The sequence below is a fragment of the Endozoicomonas sp. 8E genome (assembly GCF_032883915.1).
GTDB lineage: Bacteria > Pseudomonadota > Gammaproteobacteria > Pseudomonadales > Endozoicomonadaceae > Endozoicomonas_A.
On record NZ_CP120717.1, the window covers coordinates 4,769,722 to 4,788,043 of the forward strand.

At 43.7% G+C, this 18,322-nt stretch carries 15 protein-coding genes; 3 read left to right on the forward strand and 12 right to left on the reverse strand.

The features are described from left to right. Positions 1 to 299 precede the first annotated feature (299 nt). Both P6910_RS15975 and P6910_RS15980 read right to left on the reverse strand, forming a co-directional pair. Entirely contained in the window at positions 300 to 2,102 is a 1,803-nt protein-coding gene (locus tag P6910_RS15975; protein WP_317142277.1) for an F-box/WD repeat-containing protein, read from the reverse strand. A 213-nt stretch (positions 2,103 to 2,315) separates the two neighbouring features. Beyond that, positions 2,316 to 2,513, reverse strand: coding sequence for a hypothetical protein (locus tag P6910_RS15980; RefSeq protein WP_317142278.1), 198 nt, complete (start codon positions 2,511 to 2,513; stop codon positions 2,316 to 2,318). A gap of 368 nt (positions 2,514 to 2,881) precedes the next feature. Between P6910_RS15980 and P6910_RS26880 the strand changes: the two genes are divergently transcribed. Next, positions 2,882 to 3,034 carry a recombinase family protein gene (locus P6910_RS26880; protein ID WP_410493871.1) on the forward strand — a complete coding sequence of 51 codons (153 nt, stop codon included), beginning with the start codon at positions 2,882 to 2,884 and terminating at the stop codon, positions 3,032 to 3,034. 14 nt (positions 3,035 to 3,048) lie between these two features. Further along, the gene (locus P6910_RS15985) at positions 3,049 to 4,179 is read left to right on the forward strand and encodes an RNA-guided endonuclease TnpB family protein (RefSeq protein WP_317142279.1); all 1,131 of its coding nucleotides are present in this window, start codon (positions 3,049 to 3,051) and stop codon (positions 4,177 to 4,179) included. A 416-nt stretch (positions 4,180 to 4,595) separates the two neighbouring features. Here P6910_RS15985 and P6910_RS15990 read toward each other — a convergent pair whose 3' ends face one another. From P6910_RS15990 to P6910_RS16005, 4 genes are all read right to left on the reverse strand, one after another. Continuing rightward, the gene (locus P6910_RS15990; protein WP_317146562.1) at positions 4,596 to 5,876 is read right to left on the reverse strand and encodes an IS4 family transposase; all 1,281 of its coding nucleotides are present in this window, start codon (positions 5,874 to 5,876) and stop codon (positions 4,596 to 4,598) included. Between the two features lie 417 nt (positions 5,877 to 6,293). Next, positions 6,294 to 8,147, reverse strand: a complete 1,854-nt coding sequence (locus P6910_RS15995; protein WP_317142280.1) for an F-box/WD40 repeat-containing protein — start codon at positions 8,145 to 8,147, stop codon at positions 6,294 to 6,296. A gap of 262 nt (positions 8,148 to 8,409) precedes the next feature. Beyond that, positions 8,410 to 9,123, reverse strand: coding sequence for a hypothetical protein (locus P6910_RS16000; protein WP_317142281.1), 714 nt, complete (start codon positions 9,121 to 9,123; stop codon positions 8,410 to 8,412). A 220-nt stretch (positions 9,124 to 9,343) separates the two neighbouring features. Next, on the reverse strand, positions 9,344 to 10,231 hold the full coding sequence (locus tag P6910_RS16005; RefSeq protein ID WP_317142282.1) for an F-box/WD repeat-containing protein: 888 nt from the start codon (positions 10,229 to 10,231) through the stop codon (positions 9,344 to 9,346). Between the two features lie 491 nt (positions 10,232 to 10,722). Here P6910_RS16005 and P6910_RS16010 point away from each other — a divergent pair, with 491 nt between their 5' ends. Next, positions 10,723 to 11,907 carry an RING finger domain-containing protein gene (locus P6910_RS16010; RefSeq protein WP_317142283.1) on the forward strand — a complete coding sequence of 395 codons (1,185 nt, stop codon included), beginning with the start codon at positions 10,723 to 10,725 and terminating at the stop codon, positions 11,905 to 11,907. A 78-nt stretch (positions 11,908 to 11,985) separates the two neighbouring features. Here P6910_RS16010 and P6910_RS16015 read toward each other — a convergent pair whose 3' ends face one another. The 6 genes from P6910_RS16015 to P6910_RS16035 form a co-directional block, all read right to left on the reverse strand. Further along, the gene (locus P6910_RS16015) at positions 11,986 to 13,053 is read right to left on the reverse strand and encodes a ShET2/EspL2 family type III secretion system effector toxin (protein ID WP_317142284.1); all 1,068 of its coding nucleotides are present in this window, start codon (positions 13,051 to 13,053) and stop codon (positions 11,986 to 11,988) included. Positions 13,054 to 13,106: 53 nt separating this feature from the next. After that, positions 13,107 to 14,162 (reverse strand): ShET2/EspL2 family type III secretion system effector toxin, encoded by a 1,056-nt coding sequence (locus P6910_RS16020; RefSeq protein ID WP_317142285.1) that lies wholly within the window; start codon positions 14,160 to 14,162, stop codon positions 13,107 to 13,109. A 240-nt stretch (positions 14,163 to 14,402) separates the two neighbouring features. Then, positions 14,403 to 15,470 carry a ShET2/EspL2 family type III secretion system effector toxin gene (locus P6910_RS16025; protein WP_317142286.1) on the reverse strand — a complete coding sequence of 356 codons (1,068 nt, stop codon included), beginning with the start codon at positions 15,468 to 15,470 and terminating at the stop codon, positions 14,403 to 14,405. Positions 15,471 to 15,677: 207 nt separating this feature from the next. Continuing rightward, the gene (locus P6910_RS26885; RefSeq protein WP_410493938.1) at positions 15,678 to 15,758 is read right to left on the reverse strand and encodes a hypothetical protein; all 81 of its coding nucleotides are present in this window, start codon (positions 15,756 to 15,758) and stop codon (positions 15,678 to 15,680) included. A 10-nt stretch (positions 15,759 to 15,768) separates the two neighbouring features. Then, positions 15,769 to 16,833, reverse strand: a complete 1,065-nt coding sequence (locus P6910_RS16030) for a ShET2/EspL2 family type III secretion system effector toxin (protein ID WP_317142287.1) — start codon at positions 16,831 to 16,833, stop codon at positions 15,769 to 15,771. Between the two features lie 186 nt (positions 16,834 to 17,019). Next, a complete protein-coding gene (locus tag P6910_RS16035) occupies positions 17,020 to 18,237 on the reverse strand; it encodes a hypothetical protein (RefSeq protein WP_317142288.1) in 1,218 nt (405 codons plus the stop codon). Positions 18,238 to 18,322 lie beyond the last annotated feature (85 nt).

Sequence of the window (18,322 nt, forward strand, 5' to 3'; positions counted from 1 at the left end):
CAAGGAGGTTCAAAATTGATGGAGAAATTTAGAGTTGGATTTGAAATAAAAGTTCAAAACATGGACTTAAAAGTTTCTGTCTTTCAGTAAGTACCTGGCCAGTTGGTTTCGCATATTCTGGCGAGAGGATTTTTTCATCCTTCAAGGCGCAACGACGGGCGCGTAGCCGTAGCTACGCAACCAGAGTTGGAACGCAGAAGGATGGAAAAAGCCGCCGTCCAGAATATGCGAAACCAACTGGTTAGGTACTTACATGCAGAATGGCGCCCCTTTTATTTGTCACAGTAAGTACTCAACCATCATTCACTCATCCTTAGTTTGATAATTCGCACTTTATTATCGCTACTGATAGTTAATACATGGTAACCATCGGCGCTGAAAGCGGCTGATTTGATCGAACGTTTATGGGAAAGGATGGCTTTTACGACCCATGATCCATCAGTGTGCTGGCCAATAATTCTCGCCGTGCAGTCATCGCTGGCCGTTAGCACGTGGCGACCATCGGGGCTAAAGATGGCAGAGTTGACGGAGTGATTATGATAAAAGGTACGTTTTTCTTCCCATAATCCGTCGACCTTCAGGCCATAGATTCTCACGGTGCCATCGTTACTGGCGGTCACCATGCGGGAGCCATCAGGGCTGAAGGTGGCTGTTTTGACATGGCCACCATGGGAAATGGTGATATTTTCTTTCCATAATCCATTGACCTGTCGGCTAGAGATTTTGACCTTTTTATCTGCACCGACGGTCACCACATGGCAGCCATTGGCAGTTAAGTTGGCTGATACAACCCAGCGTTCATGGAAAATAGTGGCTTCTCGTTCCCATGAGCCATCCGTCTTCTCACCATAGATTTTTGCCGTGTTATCGAGACTGGCCGTGACCAAATGATGGCCATCGACGCTGAAGGTGGCTGACTGCACAAAATCATCATGGGAAATAGTCACTTTTTCTAACCATGATCCATTCTCTTCCAGGTGGTGGATTTTCGCCTTGCGATCGTCTCCGACGGTCACCGCATAGCTACCATCAGCGCTAAAGGTGACTGATCTGATCCAGTGATTATGAGAGATGGTGGCTTTTTCTTCCCATGATCCATCGTCCCGCAGGCGGAAGATTTTTGCAGTGTGATCGCCACTGGCGGTCATCACATGACGGCTATCGGAGCTGAAGGTGGCAGAGTTGACCCAATGACCATGGGAAAGGATGAGCTTTTCTTCCCATGATCCATCATCCTTATGACTAGTAATTTTCGCTGTGTGGTCGTCACTGGCGGTTACCACATGACGACCATCTGGGCTAAAGAAAGCTGAGTTGATGAAATTATTATGGGAAATGGTGAGTTTATGTACCCATGACCCACCGACACCCTGACCATAGATTTTCGACGTGTGATCCCAACTGAAGGTCACCAAATGGAGGCTATCGGCACTGAAGGTGGCTGAAGCGACGTAAGCATCGTGGGAAATGATTGCTTTTTCTACCCATGCTCCTTTGTCATTCTGGCCATAGATTTTCGCCTTTTTGTCGTCACTGGCTGTCACCACATGACGGCCATCGGCACTGAATTCAGCTGTGACAAGGTCATGATGGGCGATGGCAGCTTTTTTCTCTGAATTAAATGTTTTACATCGAGTCATCAGTCCACTTTTGGCGAAATAAAACAAAGCAGGAAAATACACTTTCTTTCGGTATTTTATGAGTGATTCGACTAACGCTTCATCCTCCGTAAACGGCCTCAGCCAAAGACGGAGTTGTTTTTTATCTTCTGTAGGAAGGCTTGTCTTTAATTGATATTGGTGTGGTGAAGAAAACCGCTGATACCATGCCTTTGCCAGAACATGATTGTTATTAATAACCCCGTGCATATGAGTCGATACCTGTTGTAATCGGGCAATATCCCGAAATTCCAACAAGCGAATAATTTTAATAGTTATTTCCTCGGGCAAATCGTGCAATGAAGCAGTTTTCTGTATTTCTTTGTCGGGTACAGCGATGGATCTACCTGCACTGAGGCCAGATGATTCTCCCTCCAATCGAGCGCGACCAGCCGTTGGCAAGATTGAACCGGCTACGCCGGATTTACTATACGTAGAATCCAAACCTGATTTCTCCTATGTTAGAATTCTCCCTCAATTAAAAAAAGAGCTTTCACAACTAATGCAATTAATCAGAGTAGGTTTTCATATAAAAGTTCACTCATTGGGATACTACTCGTTCCCCGCTCTGAGGCTGTCGCAAAACTCTAACAACTCGTTCCCACGCTCTGAGGGTGTTGCAAAACTCCAACAGCTCGTTCCCATGCTCTGAGGTCGTCATTCCCGCGAAGGCGGGAATCCAGAGCCAACGGTGGATCTCTGACTTCTCGGGGATGACAAGGCTAGGGGCGGCACCGGGCAGTATGGTTCTGGTGGAGAGTCAGTGTGGATTCCCGCCTTCGCGGGAATGACGAGAATGAAGCAGGGAATGTTGGGAGTCAACTCGTTCGCACGCTGGAGAGAGTTTTGCGACACTCTGGCTCTGCGTGGGAATGCATACCTCCACTGAAAAGCAGACTCTACAGCCAGAGATAGTCATGGGTTCCCACGCTGAAGCATGGGAACCAGAGGTTTTGCGACACCCTCTTCAACGTGGAAACCCGTAACTTATCTGACGCTGTAGAGCGGTTTTCAGGGGTTAAAAACAGTTCGCAGAAATCTATTATAATCTAAAACTATCTTATAAAATCTCAAGCATGGATAAGTGATTACTGAAGATAGGTGAGGCAGCTCGTTTACATGGTACAGACCCAGTAACACTACGAAAATCGGAAAGCACAGGTGAGCTGCTTCCTGCCAGAAAGACCAAAGTTGGAACTTGTTACTACGACGTGTCTGAATTGATGGGCTACAGTAACGAAGCTGCGCCTACGCTTTGCTATTGCAGAGTATCCAGTCACGACCAAAAGCCAGACTTAGACAGTCAGCAAGAGCTACTAGAAGCCTGCTGTTCTGCAAAAGGTTGGCGAACTCAGGTTATACGAAAAAATGCTTGAGACTTTGCAAGACGTTGTTAGCTCACAAGATTGAACTCAGACCGACAAAACAACAAGCCGATTATCTTGATAGGGCTTGTGGTTCTCGTCGTCATGCGTTCAATCAACTGTTAGCCCATTTCAATCAAGAAGGCGTTAAATGGTCAAAGAAGGCTGCGAATGAAAAATACCAGGAACTCAGGCTTGAGTTTCCCTGGTATGCCGAAGTCAGCCAACGTGTCACCAGGAATACAATCGACGATCTTCATGACGCCTTTACTCACTTCTTCCGTCGGGTGAAGAAAGGAGAAAAAGCAGGTTATCCAAGATTCAAGAAGCGAGGACTACACGACAGTTTTTCTCTCAGAGAAAAACCCAAGTTCGATGTTGATGGCAGAACACTTCGCATTGAGAAATTGAAAACCCGCATCAAGATGCGCCAGAAACTGAGGTTCACAGGAACACCCTGTCAGGTGACGATCACTAAGCGAGCCGGAAAGTATTTCGCTTCTATTTTGGTAGACACTCAGGATTACGACCCAAAAGCACAAAGCCATGAGTCTGTGGGCGTTGATTTTGGCATCAAAGATTTAGCTATTTGTTCGAATGGCAAAACCTTTGCTGCTAATCAGAAACTGAAAGGCTCTCTGAAACGCCTTAACAGGAAACAGAGGGCGTTAAGCTGCAAAACAAAGGGAAGCAACCGCTATGTGAAAGCCAAGCGAGCGGTTGCCAAACTGCATTACCGGATAAGTAACCAGCGAACAGCCGTACTACATGAGGTAAGTGATTATCTGACGTCAAGATTCAAAATAATCACCCTCGAAAATCTGAATGTCAAAGGCATGGTAAAAAACCGCAAACTGGCAAGAGCAATCAGTGACGCAGGTTTCGGTAAGCTGAGAGAACTGGTTGAATACAAGGCAGAGCTGCGAGGATGTCAGGTTGTGATTGCAGATCGGTTCTTTCCCAGCTCGAAGAAATGTGCAGTTCATACTTGCGACTACATAAATGACAATCTCACCCTGTCTGATCGTGAGTGGCGGTGTCCAAAATGTAAAACTCTGCATGATAGGGATTACAGTGCGAGTTTGAACCTTGATAATTACGGACTAGGCGTCCCCGTCGAGACAGGTTACAGCTCGACGGGGTCGCCCAGACCCTAAACCCTACGCAAGAGTGGAGTTAGACACGATTCGTCGTGCATCCATGTCGACGGCGTAGATAAGTCTACATAATTACAGATTATGTTAGATTTTTAGTAGCGGAAGTATGCTCCCATACAGAGCGTCGTGAGCTAAATTATTGTAGACTGCTTGATTCATTTTTTTGGTCTTATACGTCATCATTTTACTGCATAACTTTGGTGAGATGGCATCGTATGTCTTTTAAAACCTATGCAGTCTTTTTTCCACGTTTTATCGAGTTTGGCGGCATTCCCAAAGTGGAAGTTTGAGCCGTTCCGGTGAATCTTAAGCAAGATGAATTATAAGTATCTAATTTATAGAATTTTTGCGTGACCAGACTTTTTCTTCGCTTCGACAGGGGGGATAAGGCCCAATAAGTACTCTTAGGTTAGACATTAAGCCCCACCCACAGCACAAAGACCTAATCTTGTACGCCCTGAACAACCATCTCGTGCAGGGTGTTCACGTTTCGCATTATCTGCCCAGAAGTTGAGCAGCTTCCTCGTATGTGAGAGCAGAGACTTTCCTGCATTCATCAGAGATAAAATGACATTACCAAACAGCCGGGTTCCACTTTTCATCGCCTTATGCGTCGAGATTTCTTCAATGGCTCCACTTTCGTAGAGGTTCGCCTGCGCAGCATGGGCAAGATACCTTTTCAACGTCACAACCACGAAGGACATCAGAATCAGGCTAAAAACCAGTGTCGCTGATTTAGTGTTAAAACGATGCCACCCTGAGTAGGACTTGATCTCTTTGAAGATAAGCTCTATCTGCCATCGTAGACGATAGGCCTGAAGTACTTCGTTCAAGGTGAACTCAACCCGGTTAAGGTTGGTTACAACGAATACCCATTTCAGTCTCCTGTCATTCCAGCGGACAACCAAACGATATGGCCAGGCTTTGAATCCTGGCCATTCTACATCCAGGTCGAGGCATTGATCTTTAGGGAAGCCAGACAACACCTCCTTAAGTTTTTTCCCTTTGTAGCGATTGAGATTTTTGCCATCCTCTCGTACTGCGCTGAGTATCGTCGGGTTGATACTCTGAGGTGCCTTGCAGATAAAAGACCCCTCCCGATCATCAATGGCAGCAAAGCGTTCCAACTCAAAATAACCGGCATCGATCAGCATTAGGATATTAGCCATGGAGGTTGGCAGTGGTGGCAGACAGTCTCTTTCTGAACGGGTATCTTCAGTGAGCTGCACGCGCACCAGATTGTTGGTAAGAAGATCCATTGTCGTATGAAGTTCGACAGCAGCAGGACTGACCGTTGAGAACCTGCCGGGAAATGTTTCCTTTAGGGCATCGTAGACAGCCTGCGATGAGCCGTCATGAATCAGAATGTGCTCAAACTCTGAAAATGGACTGTCCTCATCAAACGCCATGACTTTGCGGGTAAAGACTTCCAGACACTGCACCCGTAGCCAGAGGACAAGAGCAGGCATCGCGTCTTTTTTAGCTTGATTTGCCCAGGAACGATAGGAGACATTCAGCCCCGTCAACTCATTAAATTTTCGGTGGAGATCGGCTTGAGTATCGCAGCTTCCATCACCAGCAAGGGCATCAATCAGTGAAAGGATAAAGTCCAAGGGGCGGATATCTCGCTGTCGTATAGTAAAACCAAGCTGTTCCGCCATGCTGAGGAGTTCAGACCGGTCGAAACACGTCAGCAGTTTTTTTCAACTAGTCTACTATTTGCAGTACTCATCTTGTTCAGCCTTGATACTTTTCGCGAAGCTTTATTTTGGCTGTTCAAGGTGAGTTCTGCCGCTGGAAATGGATCTTTTTTGAGCTTAATGTCTACCCTAAGAAGAGCAACTAATAAGTACTCAACCATACGAAATCATATTTTCTGACTCATTGTTCAGGCACTCGCGGCAACTGCTCCTGCGTTGCTCTAGCTCCTGCATCCATGCAGTCGTGCTGCGTTGCAACACTGGTCACATAGCTTGCTATGTTCCCGTCGTTGCGCCTTGCAGAGCACCTGCCCAATAAGCCAGAAATATTCGATTCCGTATGGCTGAGTACTTAAAACTTCTGTCTTTCATCACATGTGGACTGGCGTCTCTTTTATTTATCACAGCAAGCCATCAATTATTGCTTGAATCCAGTTTCATCGATAACTTATCAATTTGCACTTTGTAATCGGTATGGAGCCTATGACTACGCACTTTATGATCGACAATGGTCGTCACCACGTAGTGGCCACCAGCGCTAAAGCGTGAAAATGCGGTCGAAACATCACGGAAAAAACTGACTTTTTCACCCCAGGATCCATCAGTCTCCAGACCATGGATTTTGAACTCTCCAAGTGAAGAGTTGGTCACCAGAAGACGGCCATCGGCACTGAAGCCTTCCGATGAGAAAGAACTTTTATAGCAAATGGTGGCTTTTTCGACCCATGATCCATCAGCCTTCCTGCCAGAGATTTTCTTGGTACCGTCTCTACTGCTGCTTATAAGATGGCAACTATCGGGGCTGAAGATAGCTGAGACAATTTTTTCATCGTGAGAAATGGTGAGTTTTTCTTCCCAGGATCCACCTTCCTTGCGCCCAAAGATTTTCACCGTTTTATTAGCACTGGTGGTCACCACATAGCGGCCATTGGGGCTAAAGCTGGCTGATTTGACCCTGTGATAAAGAGAGATATTGGCTTCTTCTTTCCATGAGCCATCGGTCTTCTGATCATAGATTTTCGCCGTGTTATCCTTACTGGCCGTCACCACTCTGCCACCATCTGCGCTGAAGGTGGCTGAGTTGATCGAAGATTCATGGGAAATGGTGACTTTTTCTCCCCATGAGCCATCAACCTTCTGGCCGTATATTTTCGCCTTGTCATCAGCACCGACGGTCAACACATGGCGGTCATCCGCACTGAAGATGGCTGAACTGACAGAGAGATCATGGAAAATGATACCCTCTTCTTCCCATGAGCCATCGGTCTTCTGAACGTGGATTTCTGCGGTTTTATCTTTACCGACCGTCACTATTCGGCGACCATCGGTGCTGAAGGTGGCTGAATCGACCCCCGGATCGCGGTAAATAGCGTATTTTTCTAGCCATGATCCATCGTCTTCCTGACCATAGATTTTTGCCAACCCTTTGAAACCAACAATCAACAAATGGCGACTATCGGCACTGAAGGTAAATGATTTGGCCAGCAGGTCATCGGAAATGGTCAGTTTTTCTTCCCATGATCCATCGCCTCCCTGACTGAAGATTTTCAACGTTCGATCCTCACTGACGATCATCAAATGGCGGCCATCGGAACTAAAGGTGGCTGATCTGACAGAGTCTTGATGGGAAATAGTGATTTTTTCTTCCCACGACCCATCGGCTTTCTGACCAATGATTTTCGCCTTGCCACGACGACTTCCCGTCATCAAATGGCGGCCATCATCACTGAGGGTCAATGGTACCGGCTGGCCGTTATCAGCAATGACAGCTTCTGTAACAAGATCATACTTTTTGTATTGAGACATAAGTCTAGCTTTGCTGAAATGGAAGAGTGCAGGAAAATAAACTTTCTCCCGGTGATTGATGAGTGATTCAACTAACGCTTCATCTTTCGTAAAGGGTCGCAGCCAATTACGGAGTTGTTCTTTATCCTCTGCAGGAAGGATTTTCTTTAATTGATCCTGGTGTGGTAAAGAAAACCGGCGATACCATGCCTTTACCAAGGTATGATCGTCTTTAATAAGACTGTTGAAATGAGTAGATACCTGTTGTAAACCGATAATATCCCGAAACTCCAAGAAACGAAAAATTTTGATTTGTAATTCTTCGGGCAAAGAGTGCAATGAAACTGTTTTCTCAATGTCCTTATCAGGTAGAGCGATGGATCTGCCCGCACTAACACCGGGCGGCTCTCTCTCTATTGGAGTGTTCACAGACTGTAGCGAAAGTGAAGCGACTATGCTGGAAATGCCAGTGTCAGAGTGCATGCTGGGTTTCTCCTGGGTGACTATCTCTCCGGTTAAAAAGGGCGTTCAAAATTGATGCTGTATATTGGATTCGATTTTGAAATAAAAGTTCCATTAAAAAACTCAAAATACAATCACCACGCCCCCCAAGAAAAATCAGGAAATCTACTTTCAAGAAGCTTGTTATCCAACAGCACAGTTTTTTCCAATAGACAATACAAGGAAGCACAATATAAAGATTCTGCCCTTACATACGAAAAAGTTGTCTACGCTCATTCAACCATCAATCCTTCTTGCGTAGTTCAGCGATTCTCACCTTGTTATCTTGACTGACGGTCACCACATTGCGGCTATCGGCGCTGAAGCTGGCTGCGGTGAATTCTGTCTTTTTTTGAATGGCGGCTTTTTGCAGCCATGAGCCATTGGCGTCCACGCCATAGATTTTTACGACACCATCGATACTGGCAGTCACCACATGGCAAGCATCGGCACTGAAGCTGGCCGAGAGAACCTTATCCTGGTGGACAATGTTGGCTTTTAGTTTCCATGATCCATCGGTCTGCAAGCTACTGATTTTCGCCGTGCCATCATCACTGGCGGTCACCACATGCTGGCAATCGGCACTGAAGTTTGCAGAGGTGACCTTCTTATCGTGGACAATGCAGGCTTTTTCTTTCCATGATCCAGCAATCTGGCTATGGATTTTCGCCTTATGATCGTCACCGGCGGTCACCACATGGACGCAGTCGGCGCTGAAATTGGCTGATTTGACCCAGAAATCATGTTTAATTGTGCCCATTTTTTTCCACGATCCATCAGCCTGTAGATCACAGATTATCGCTGTGCTGGCAAAAGTGATGATGACCAGATGACAGCTATCGGCACTAAACTGGGCCGAGCCGGCTCCGCCCTCTGTTTGAATGGTAGATGTTACTGCCCATAATCCAGCAGCCGTCTGACCAAGGATTTCAATAACGAAATTTGCAGGATTGAACATTATCATGTGATGGCCATCAGGGCTAAGCCGGGTCGAGCTGATCGTATTTTTATGAAAAGCGTTCTCTAGGAGCCTGACCGAGAATAGACTGCCCTACTGCGGCGGCAGCAAATTGGTCTGAAAATCCGCTTTTGTTCGTCAAATAGCTCGCTATTCTCCTTACAAAACCGAATTTTCATCCTCAATTTTCTGCCGTCCTCGCTACGGGCGCTATTCTCGGTCAGGCTCCTAGTTCCCATGATCCATTGTTCCCCCGACCAGTGATTTTCACCGAATCACCCAGACTGGCAGTCACCACGCGGCGACCGTCACCAATAAAGATGGCTGAAAGGAGGAGATTATTATGGCTAATGATGGCTTTTTCTTCCCATGAGCCATCGTCCTCGAGACCATAGATTTTCGCTGTATGATCGTGACTGGCGGTTATCAGATAGCAGCCATCGGGGCTAAAAATGGCTGATCTGACCCATTCATTATGTGTAATAATGGCTTTTTGTTTCCACGAGCCATCATCCTCCAGACCATAAATTTTCGCTGTTTCATCACGACTGGCGGTTACCAGATGTTGGCCATCGGGGCTGAAATTGGCTTCTAAGACTCTATCACCATGGGAAATTTCCAGTTTTTCCACTAACTCGAATTTTTTACATAGAGACATCAGTTTACTGTTGGTAAAAAGTAACTGAGCAGGAAAATGAATATTCTCTTGTTGTTTTATGAGCGGCTCAATGGTCTCCTTATTTGCAAACGGCTTCAGCCAATCACGGAGTTGGTGCTCATCTTTTGTCTTAATGGTGGTCTTCAGTTGATATTGGTGTGATGAAGGAAAACGGCGATTCCATGCTCTTTCCAAAGCTTTATTTTGTTTAACAAGATGGCGAAAATATCTGCATACCTCTGCTAAACGGGTAACCTCACGTAAACCCAGACAGCGAATAATTTTTGAATGTATGAATTCGGGCAACTCAAAGAATGGAGAGTTATTGTTGTGATAAAGAGTTACGTCCCTGCTTTCACTGACACCCGTTGCTGCTTCCTCCAGTTGGTTTTGCTCAAATGTTGGCGAGAGTGGTTCGTGTATGCTGAAATTGCTCTTAATAGGGTTCATTCCTGATTTTTCCATAGCTACAAAGTCATTATTTATCCTCCCTTGGAAAGGACATTTAAAATTAATTAAATCTGTTAGAGTGGGTTTTATAACGGAAGTTCAAAATATTGAGCTCATTGAAACCAGGGAAAAGAAGAGTTCTGGACTGTGAAAATGATAGAAAGAAGCTCTTTCATTGAGAGGCCACTATAAAATTGTCATTGGGCCCTCGATATAACCTCTGGTTCACAGTCCTTTGGAACCGTTTGATGACCTTTTCTTCGACACACTGCCTCAAAAAAGAAAAAACTGTATTTTTCATCAACGAAAACAGCCAGTTAGAAGCATTTTGGCTGCATGAACCCCCAACTGTCGGCCATACCTCCATTAGAACGAAACCTCCTGTATGCCCGGTTAGGAACTTTTTCTTGTGAAAATAGTCAAAGATATGAATAGCCAAAGATAAACAGTCAAAGATATGAAATTAACCAATAAGATAAGTGAGGTACAACATGAATAACATCAGCAATGGCACAGAGTCCAAATACGCTATGCCTGAGACTAAAGCCCATTCTTCTGAATCAACGTCTCCAGCTAATAATGCAAACTTTAAGGGACACCAACTTCAAGCTACAAAGTCATCTCGGCGAGTAGAAGCTGCTCTTCAAGGCAAGTGCAGTATTTGTATGGATCCTTTCACCAATACTGAAATCAAACCATTATCCTTGTTGCCATGCTTCCATGTGTACCATTCAGAATGCGTTACTCAATTAAACAAACAGTCCTGTCCCGAGTGCAGGGATCATGCCAGTCCTTCAACGATTAAAATTTACCAAAATAGCACATCATTAAGAGAAGATTTGCCACTGGAATGCGCTGAAAACCTTTGTTCTGTGGTAGGTGCCAATGCCTCGATTAGCTCCGGCAAGAAAGCGCTCTGCCCTTATCCTCTTGCAACTTTCCCATATCAAGCGGCAGAAAACTTTCTGGAGAACAACCATGCTCCAATTATTGAATGGCTCCGTGAGTCATTTGCTGAAAAAAAGTACAAAGCCACTCATGTGCATTATGATGAAAAATATTGCGTAACAACCCGATTCGTACACCTTCACGAGAAACCAGCGATTGTGTTTTTTATGCAGCTCAAACCCAACGAGCCCGAGGGCGAATTTTCCTATTGGGCTGAAGATATTAACAAAGCGAAAACTCCAGAAGCTGCTTTCACAAATCTTCTGGAAGACATGCGAACCGATTTATTATTTATCAGCCTGAAAAAAACGCATCCAGCCATTTTTGACATCAGCACAGATCTATACATCTACCATTATGATTTATGGAATTACAACGCTATTTTCTTCAATAACGAACATAACTCCGTGCCTCTTCGCACCATTTTCGATCCATCTACTAAATCTTTTAGCTGGGATAGATTGAAACAGGAGCTGGAAAAAAAGGGTTTTGAATATAAGAAGTTATTCGAAACAACCCCTTCTGAAAAATTTTTAGAATTTAATCAATCTTCTCGGATGGGAGCTTTTGAGAGGTGGGAGGTTGATACTGTTGACGGTTTTCATTCCAATAGCCGGGGAGAAACTGCAGTCCCAGATTGTATCACGCCCAGCTCTCAACGCCCTGTTAGTGAAAGCAGGTTAGAAATTCCCTCTGGGGATTTGGATACCGATAGTTTCTTATTCTGATCTGAAGAAGCTTAACCGGGTGACACCCGATCACCACGAATTAACTCAGGTGATTGGGTGCATTAGTAGCAGATATAGTCAAGCATCAATAGATTTGGACTTAATTCGATGAGAACCAGCAGCATAATGCCCAATGGCTATTTGTATATGACGACTCATCACATTGGGCGAGGCACCAAAGCACTGAATATCACATTGATTAGAAAATCTCTTAAAATCATCAATATTAATCAGTGCTCCATGAGAGAGGAAGCTGGTTTGAAGATCTTCGCCGGTAATGTGTGCAGCCAAATCAGGTTCCGAGAGAAGGATTGTTCTGTGCATGAGTGTAGCGTTAGGGTCATAAAAAATAACCTTCATGCATCCATCCTGCTTCTTTAATCTCAAGGCCATTGCGTGGTCAATTGTGCCATCATCGTTTTGTGAACGAAAATAAAAGTTCTTTTCAGCGCCAGCCGACATATTCCAATATTTTTTTACCAGCCCTTTAAGAGCCTCAGAAAACTTTCCCTCAAGGAAATAATATCCATCAGCAAATATTCCATATTTTGAATAGTCTACTACTTCGTATGGAAAATTAGATGTATTTGCAAAGGTTGACTGTATTTTTTCTGAGGTATTTATTCTTTCAAAAGTATCTTTCCCACGGCCAAATACATTTTTGCCATAAGCCCAGGCAAAATGTCGGCAGACTATTTTTTCTCCAGGTGCTCTGATGTCATTGTCAGACCGACAGGCTTGACCATTGAGGTTTTTTGGAAACCAGGAATTATCAGAGTTATACATGGGAATTGGAATGATAGAACCATCCTGTTTGAAAACAAGTTTAACCTGAAGACTTCGCCCTTTATCATGCAGTTGTTTTATCTTGTTGGAAACATAGCAAGTTGATCTCTCGCAAGCTTGCGGGATGTTGATGTTATAAGCACTTAATGGTTTGTGGAGTGCTTTAATAAACCATGCATCAGGGTGTTCTTTCATTAGCTTTGCGGTGAGACAACGCAAAGCACTGACAGAATAACCACCAAAACATGCCTTAATGCCATTAACCAGGGATGTTATGGCCCTGACTGGCAGTAAGGATTTTGAATGACTGTGCCATGAATGTGAAATTGCCGACTCAACACCAAGATTTATTTGATCCATTAGCTGTTATCCTTTTTTAATTAACCATAAACCATTACCTGCAGGGTGATCTATCAAGAGGCACGCATTTGCCATCGTACTATTTCGGGATAATGCCCAGGTGCTAATGGTATATGATGACTCATCACATTGGGTGAGGCACCAAAGCACTGAGTATCACATTCATCAGGAAATTTCTTACCATCATCAATATTAATCAGTGCTCCATGAGAGAGGAAGCTGGCTTGAAGATCTTCGCCGGCAATGTGTGCAGCCAAATCTGGTTCCGAGAGAAGGATTGTTCTGTGCATGAGTGTAGCGTTAGGGTCATAAAAAATAACCTTCATGCATCCATCCTGCTTCTTTAATCTCAAGGCCATTGCGTGGTCGATTGCTCCATCGTCTCGTGAACGAAAATAAAAGTTCTTTTCTTCGCCAGAAGACATATTCCAATACTTTTTTACCAGCCCTGCAAGGGCCTCAGAAAACTTCCCCTCAAGGAAATAATATCCATCAGCAAATATTCCATATTGATAATAGTCAGCAGCTTCGTATGGAAAATTAGATGTATCTGCAAAGGTTGACTGTATTTTTTCTGGGGTATTTATTCTTTCAAAAGTATCTTTCCCACGGCCAAATACATTTTTGGCATAAGCCCAGGCAAAATGTCGACAGACTATTTTTTCTCCAGGTGCTCTTTTGTCATGGTCAGAGCGGCAGACTTCATCATTAAGGTTTTTTGGAAACCAGGAATTATCAGAGTTATACATGGGAATTGGAACGATAGAACCATCCTGCATGAAAACCAGTTTAACCTGAAGACTTCGCCCTATTTCATGCAGTTGTTTTATCTTGTTGAAAACATAGCAAGTTGATCTCTCGCAGGCCAGCGGGATATTAATGTTATAAGCACTTAATGGTTTGTGGAGTGCATCAGTAAACCATGCATCAGGGTGTTCTTTCATCAGCTTTGTGGTGAGACAACCCAAAGCACTGACAGAATAACCACCAAAACATGCCTTAATGCCATTAACAAGGGATGTTATGGCCCTGACTGGCATCCAGGAGTCTGAATGTCTGTGCCAGGAATGTGAAAGTGCCGACTGAACACCAAGATTAATCTGATCCATTTCATGATATTCCTTTCATTTTTAACAATCATGATCAATTTTCTTAAACCTATAGAGTTCAAATGTGCTAATAAGTTCAAATTAAATGACAACCAGTGTTTACCAGAGACCTAAATGAAAACAAACCTCTATAAATCGCCAAAAAATTTACAATTACCTTGTAAATCTTTGGATAAGACCAAATGCTTGAAAAGTTGCTTCTCTGAAACAACAGCACTATTTTCCGAATACTTATTTCCACTATCTTCTTAATACAGCATGAGTCTCACGCCCAGGCTCTATCATCAAATGATTACTCTTCAGTGAGCCACCAAAGCTCTGGATATCACTCTCATCATAAGATTTCTTCCTATCATCAATATTCATAAGCACTCCATAAGAGAGGAAGCTGGCTTGAAGATCTTCACCGGCAATGTATGCAGCCAAACCGGGCTCCGAGAGAAGGAATGTTTTGTGCCTGAGTGTAGCGTTAGGGTCGTAAAAAATAACCTTCATGCATCCATTCTGCTTCTTTAATCTCAGGGCCATTGAGTGAGAAAATCTTCCATGTTCTCGGGAACGGAAAAAAAAATTCTTTTCATCACTGTCCGACATATTCCAGTACTTTTCTACCAGCCCTGTAAGAGCTGCTGAAAACTTTCCTTTATGAAAATAATACAAGTCAGCAAAACAGGATCTCTTAGTCATTTGACCACCTGCCAATCTAACTGGAAGATAGTATGACTCTCTTAATGGATCATCAGGTGTATTTGCAAAGGTTAACTGTATTTTTTCTGAGGTGTTTATTGTTTTAAAAGTATCTTTCCCCCGGCCAAACACTTTTTTGGCATAAGCCCAGGCCAAATGTCGACATAATATTTCTTGCCCAGGTGCTTTGGTGTCAGTAACAGAGCGGCGGACTTGACCATTAAGGTTTTTGGGGAACAATAAATTATCAGAGTTATAAATGGGGATTGGAAGAGCAGACCCATCCCGCTTGAAAGCTAGCTTGACCTGAAGCTCGCGCTCTTCATTATGCAGTTTTTTGATCTTATTGAAAACATAGCGAGTTGATCTCTCGCAGGCTAGCGGGATGTTAATGTTATAAGCACTTAATGGTTTATGGAGTGTTTTAGTAAACCATGCATCAGGATGTTCTTTCATCAGTTTTGTGGTGATACAGTGCAAAGCGCTGACACAATAACCACCAAAATACGCCTTGATGCCATTAACGAGTGATGTTATAGCCCTAACTGACATCAAGGATTTTGAATGATTGTGCCATGAATGTGAAAATGCTGACTGAGCACCCAGTTTGATTTGATCCATTAAATGCCCCCACTCTTTTTTTTAATTACCATAATCCATTTGCTCAATATATATTTAGAGCACTAAAGTACTAATAAGTTCCACAGCTGTTGCTCTGTTCAGGAAAAAGTAAAGTTTGCTCTTGCAGGCAGGATGCTTTAGCAGGGTGTCTGTTAAATGGGTTCTACCCTGCTTCCAAGATGACAGCAGGGTAGAAAGAGGCAGAGATTACAAACTCTTGGTGATTACTTCATAAATATCAGCAGACAGATCAGGTACTGCCTTGATCCGCTTCAGCGCTTTTCTGATGTGCTCACTCCTAACTGGCTAGCATTTCTTCCAGCGTGTCAATGGCGTCATCAGACAAGAAGCGAAACCAGTCAGACCGTATTACTTCGGGATGATTAAGATGCCCATTCTCTATTATGAAAAGATGAGTCGAATTGGTGGGTGAGGCACCAAAGCACTGAACATCACATTCATCAGCAGATTTCTTCCTATCGTCAATATTAATAAGTGCCCCAACCGAGAAACAATATGTTAGAAGTTCTTCGCCGGTAATCTGTGCAGCCAGATCGGGTTCCGAGAGAAGGAATGTTCTGTGCATGAGTGTAGCGTTAGGGTCGTAAAAAATTACTTTCATGCATCCATCCTGCTTCTTTAATCTAATGGCCATTGCGTGGCAACATTCTTCATCGTCTTGTACGCGAAAATAAAAGTTCTTTTCATTGCCAGCCGACATATTCCAGTACTTTTTTACCAGCCTCTTAAGAGCCTCAGAAAAATCTTCCTCACGGAAATAATAGCCTTCAGCAAAATAGGGCTCGTCAGTCATTGCGCCCTCTGCTAATCCATCTGGACGAAAATCATCTTCTTCAAGTGGAAGATCAGGTGTATTTGCAAAAGTTGACTGTATTTTTTCAGGGGTGTTTATTATTTCAAAATCCTTCCGCCGACCAAACACTCTTCTGGCATAAGCCGAAGCGAAATGACGGCAGGCTATCTCTTCCCCTGGTGCTATGGTGTCATTATCAGAGCGATGGACTTGACCATTAAGGTTTATGGGGAACCAGGAATTATCAGAATTATACATGGGGATTGGAACAGTACTGCCATCCTCCTGGAAGGCAAGTTTAACCTGAAGACTTCGCCCTTGATCGTGCAGTTGATTTACCTTGTCAACAACATAGTGAGCTAATCTCTTGCAAGCTAGCGGGATGTTAATGTTATAAGTACTTAATGGTTTATGGAGTCTTTTAGTAAACCATGCATCAGGATGTTCTTTCATCAGTTTTATGGTGGTAGAGTGCAAAATGCTGACAGAATACTCACCAAAACATGCCTTGATACCATTAACAAGGGATGTTATGGCCCTGACTGGCATCAAGGATTCTGAATGATTGTGCCATGAATGTGAAAGTGCCGACTGAACACCCAGTTTGATTTGATCCATTGCGTGCCCCCCCTTTTTTAATTACCATGATCCATTTGCTCACTCTATATTTAGAGCACTAAAGTACTAATAAATTCCGCAGCCGTTGCTCTGTTCAGGAAAAAGTAAAGTTTGCTGTCATGACCGGGGAGTGGCCGGGGTAACCGCACTATCAAAAAGGCCAAGATTCATGGTGAACTGACCCTGCTCGAGCTTGAGGTTAATGCTGGATTGCATTTGCATTATTGCTTTAAACCAGTCCCACCGTGCTATTACTTCAGGATGATTAACATGCCCCTCTGCTATTACACTACGATGATTAAACCTGAAGGGTACGGTACCAAAGCACTGAACATCACATTCATCAGAAGATTCCTTCCAATCACCGATATTAATAAGTGCCCCATATGAGAAACGGTTAGCTTGAAGAATTTCGTTGGTCGTGTGTGCAGCCAGATCGGGTTCCGAGAGAAGGAACGTTCTGTGCATGAGTGTAGCGTTAGGTTCGTAAAAAATCACTTTCATGCATCCATCCTGCTTCTTTAATCTAATGGCCATTGCGTGGCCATATTCTTCATAGCCTTCTGTGTGAAAATAAAAGTTCTTTTCATTGCCAACCGGCATATTCCAGTACTTTTTTATCAACCTCGTAAAAGCCTCAGAAAAATTTTTACTATGGAAATAGTATCCATCAGCAAAATAGAGTTTATCAGTAATTGAGCCATCTGCTAAACCATCTGAACGAAGATCTTTATCTACATCATCTAGAATATCAGATGTATTTTGAAGATCAGATGTATTTGCAAAAGTTGACTGTATTTTTTCACGGGTGTTTATTATTTCAAAATCCTTCCGTCGACCAAACACTCTTCTGGCATAAGCCGAAGCAAAATGACGGCAGGCTATCGTTTTCCCTGGTGCTATGGTGTCATTATCATGGCGACGGACTCTACAATTGAAGTTTGTGGGGAACCAGGAATTATCGGAGTTATACATGGGGATTGGAACAGAACTGCCATCCTCCTTGAAAGCAAGTTTAACCTGAAGACTTCGACCTTGATCATGCAATTGATTTACCTTGTTGACAACATAGTGTGTTAATCTCCTGCAAGCCAGCGGGATGTTAATATTATAAGCACTTAATCGTTTATGGAGCCTTTTAGTAAACCATGCATCAGGTTGTTCTTTCATCAGTTTTATGTTGGTAGAGTGCAAAATGCTGACAGAATAACCACCAAAACATGCCTTGATGCCATTAACAAGGGATGTTATAGCCCTGACTGACATCAAGGATTCTGAATGATTGTGCCACGAATGTGAAAGTGCCGACAGAACACCTAATTTGATTTGATCCATTGCGCGCCCCCCCCCCTTTTTTAATTACCATGATCCATTTGCTCACTATATATTTAGAGTACGTAAGTACTAATAAGTTCCACAG

What these genes read in the sequence shown, in the direction of transcription:
- P6910_RS26880 (WP_410493871.1), top strand. Translation starts at nt 2,882, where the DNA reads ATGGGCTACAGTAACGAAGCTGCGCCTACGCTTTGCTATTGCAGAGTA.
- P6910_RS15995 (WP_317142280.1), bottom strand. Translation starts at nt 8,147, where the DNA reads ATGCACTCTGACACTGGCATTTCCAGCATAGTCGCTTCACTTTCGCTA.
- P6910_RS16000 (WP_317142281.1), bottom strand. Translation starts at nt 9,123, where the DNA reads ATGTTCAATCCTGCAAATTTCGTTATTGAAATCCTTGGTCAGACGGCT.
- P6910_RS16005 (WP_317142282.1), bottom strand. Translation starts at nt 10,231, where the DNA reads ATGAACCCTATTAAGAGCAATTTCAGCATACACGAACCACTCTCGCCA.
- P6910_RS16010 (WP_317142283.1), top strand. Translation starts at nt 10,723, where the DNA reads ATGAATAACATCAGCAATGGCACAGAGTCCAAATACGCTATGCCTGAG.
- P6910_RS16015 (WP_317142284.1), bottom strand. Translation starts at nt 13,053, where the DNA reads ATGGATCAAATAAATCTTGGTGTTGAGTCGGCAATTTCACATTCATGG.
- P6910_RS16020 (WP_317142285.1), bottom strand. Translation starts at nt 14,162, where the DNA reads ATGGATCAGATTAATCTTGGTGTTCAGTCGGCACTTTCACATTCCTGG.
- P6910_RS16025 (WP_317142286.1), bottom strand. Translation starts at nt 15,470, where the DNA reads ATGGATCAAATCAAACTGGGTGCTCAGTCAGCATTTTCACATTCATGG.
- P6910_RS16030 (WP_317142287.1), bottom strand. Translation starts at nt 16,833, where the DNA reads ATGCCAGTCAGGGCCATAACATCCCTTGTTAATGGTATCAAGGCATGT.
- P6910_RS16035 (WP_317142288.1), bottom strand. Translation starts at nt 18,237, where the DNA reads ATGGATCAAATCAAATTAGGTGTTCTGTCGGCACTTTCACATTCGTGG.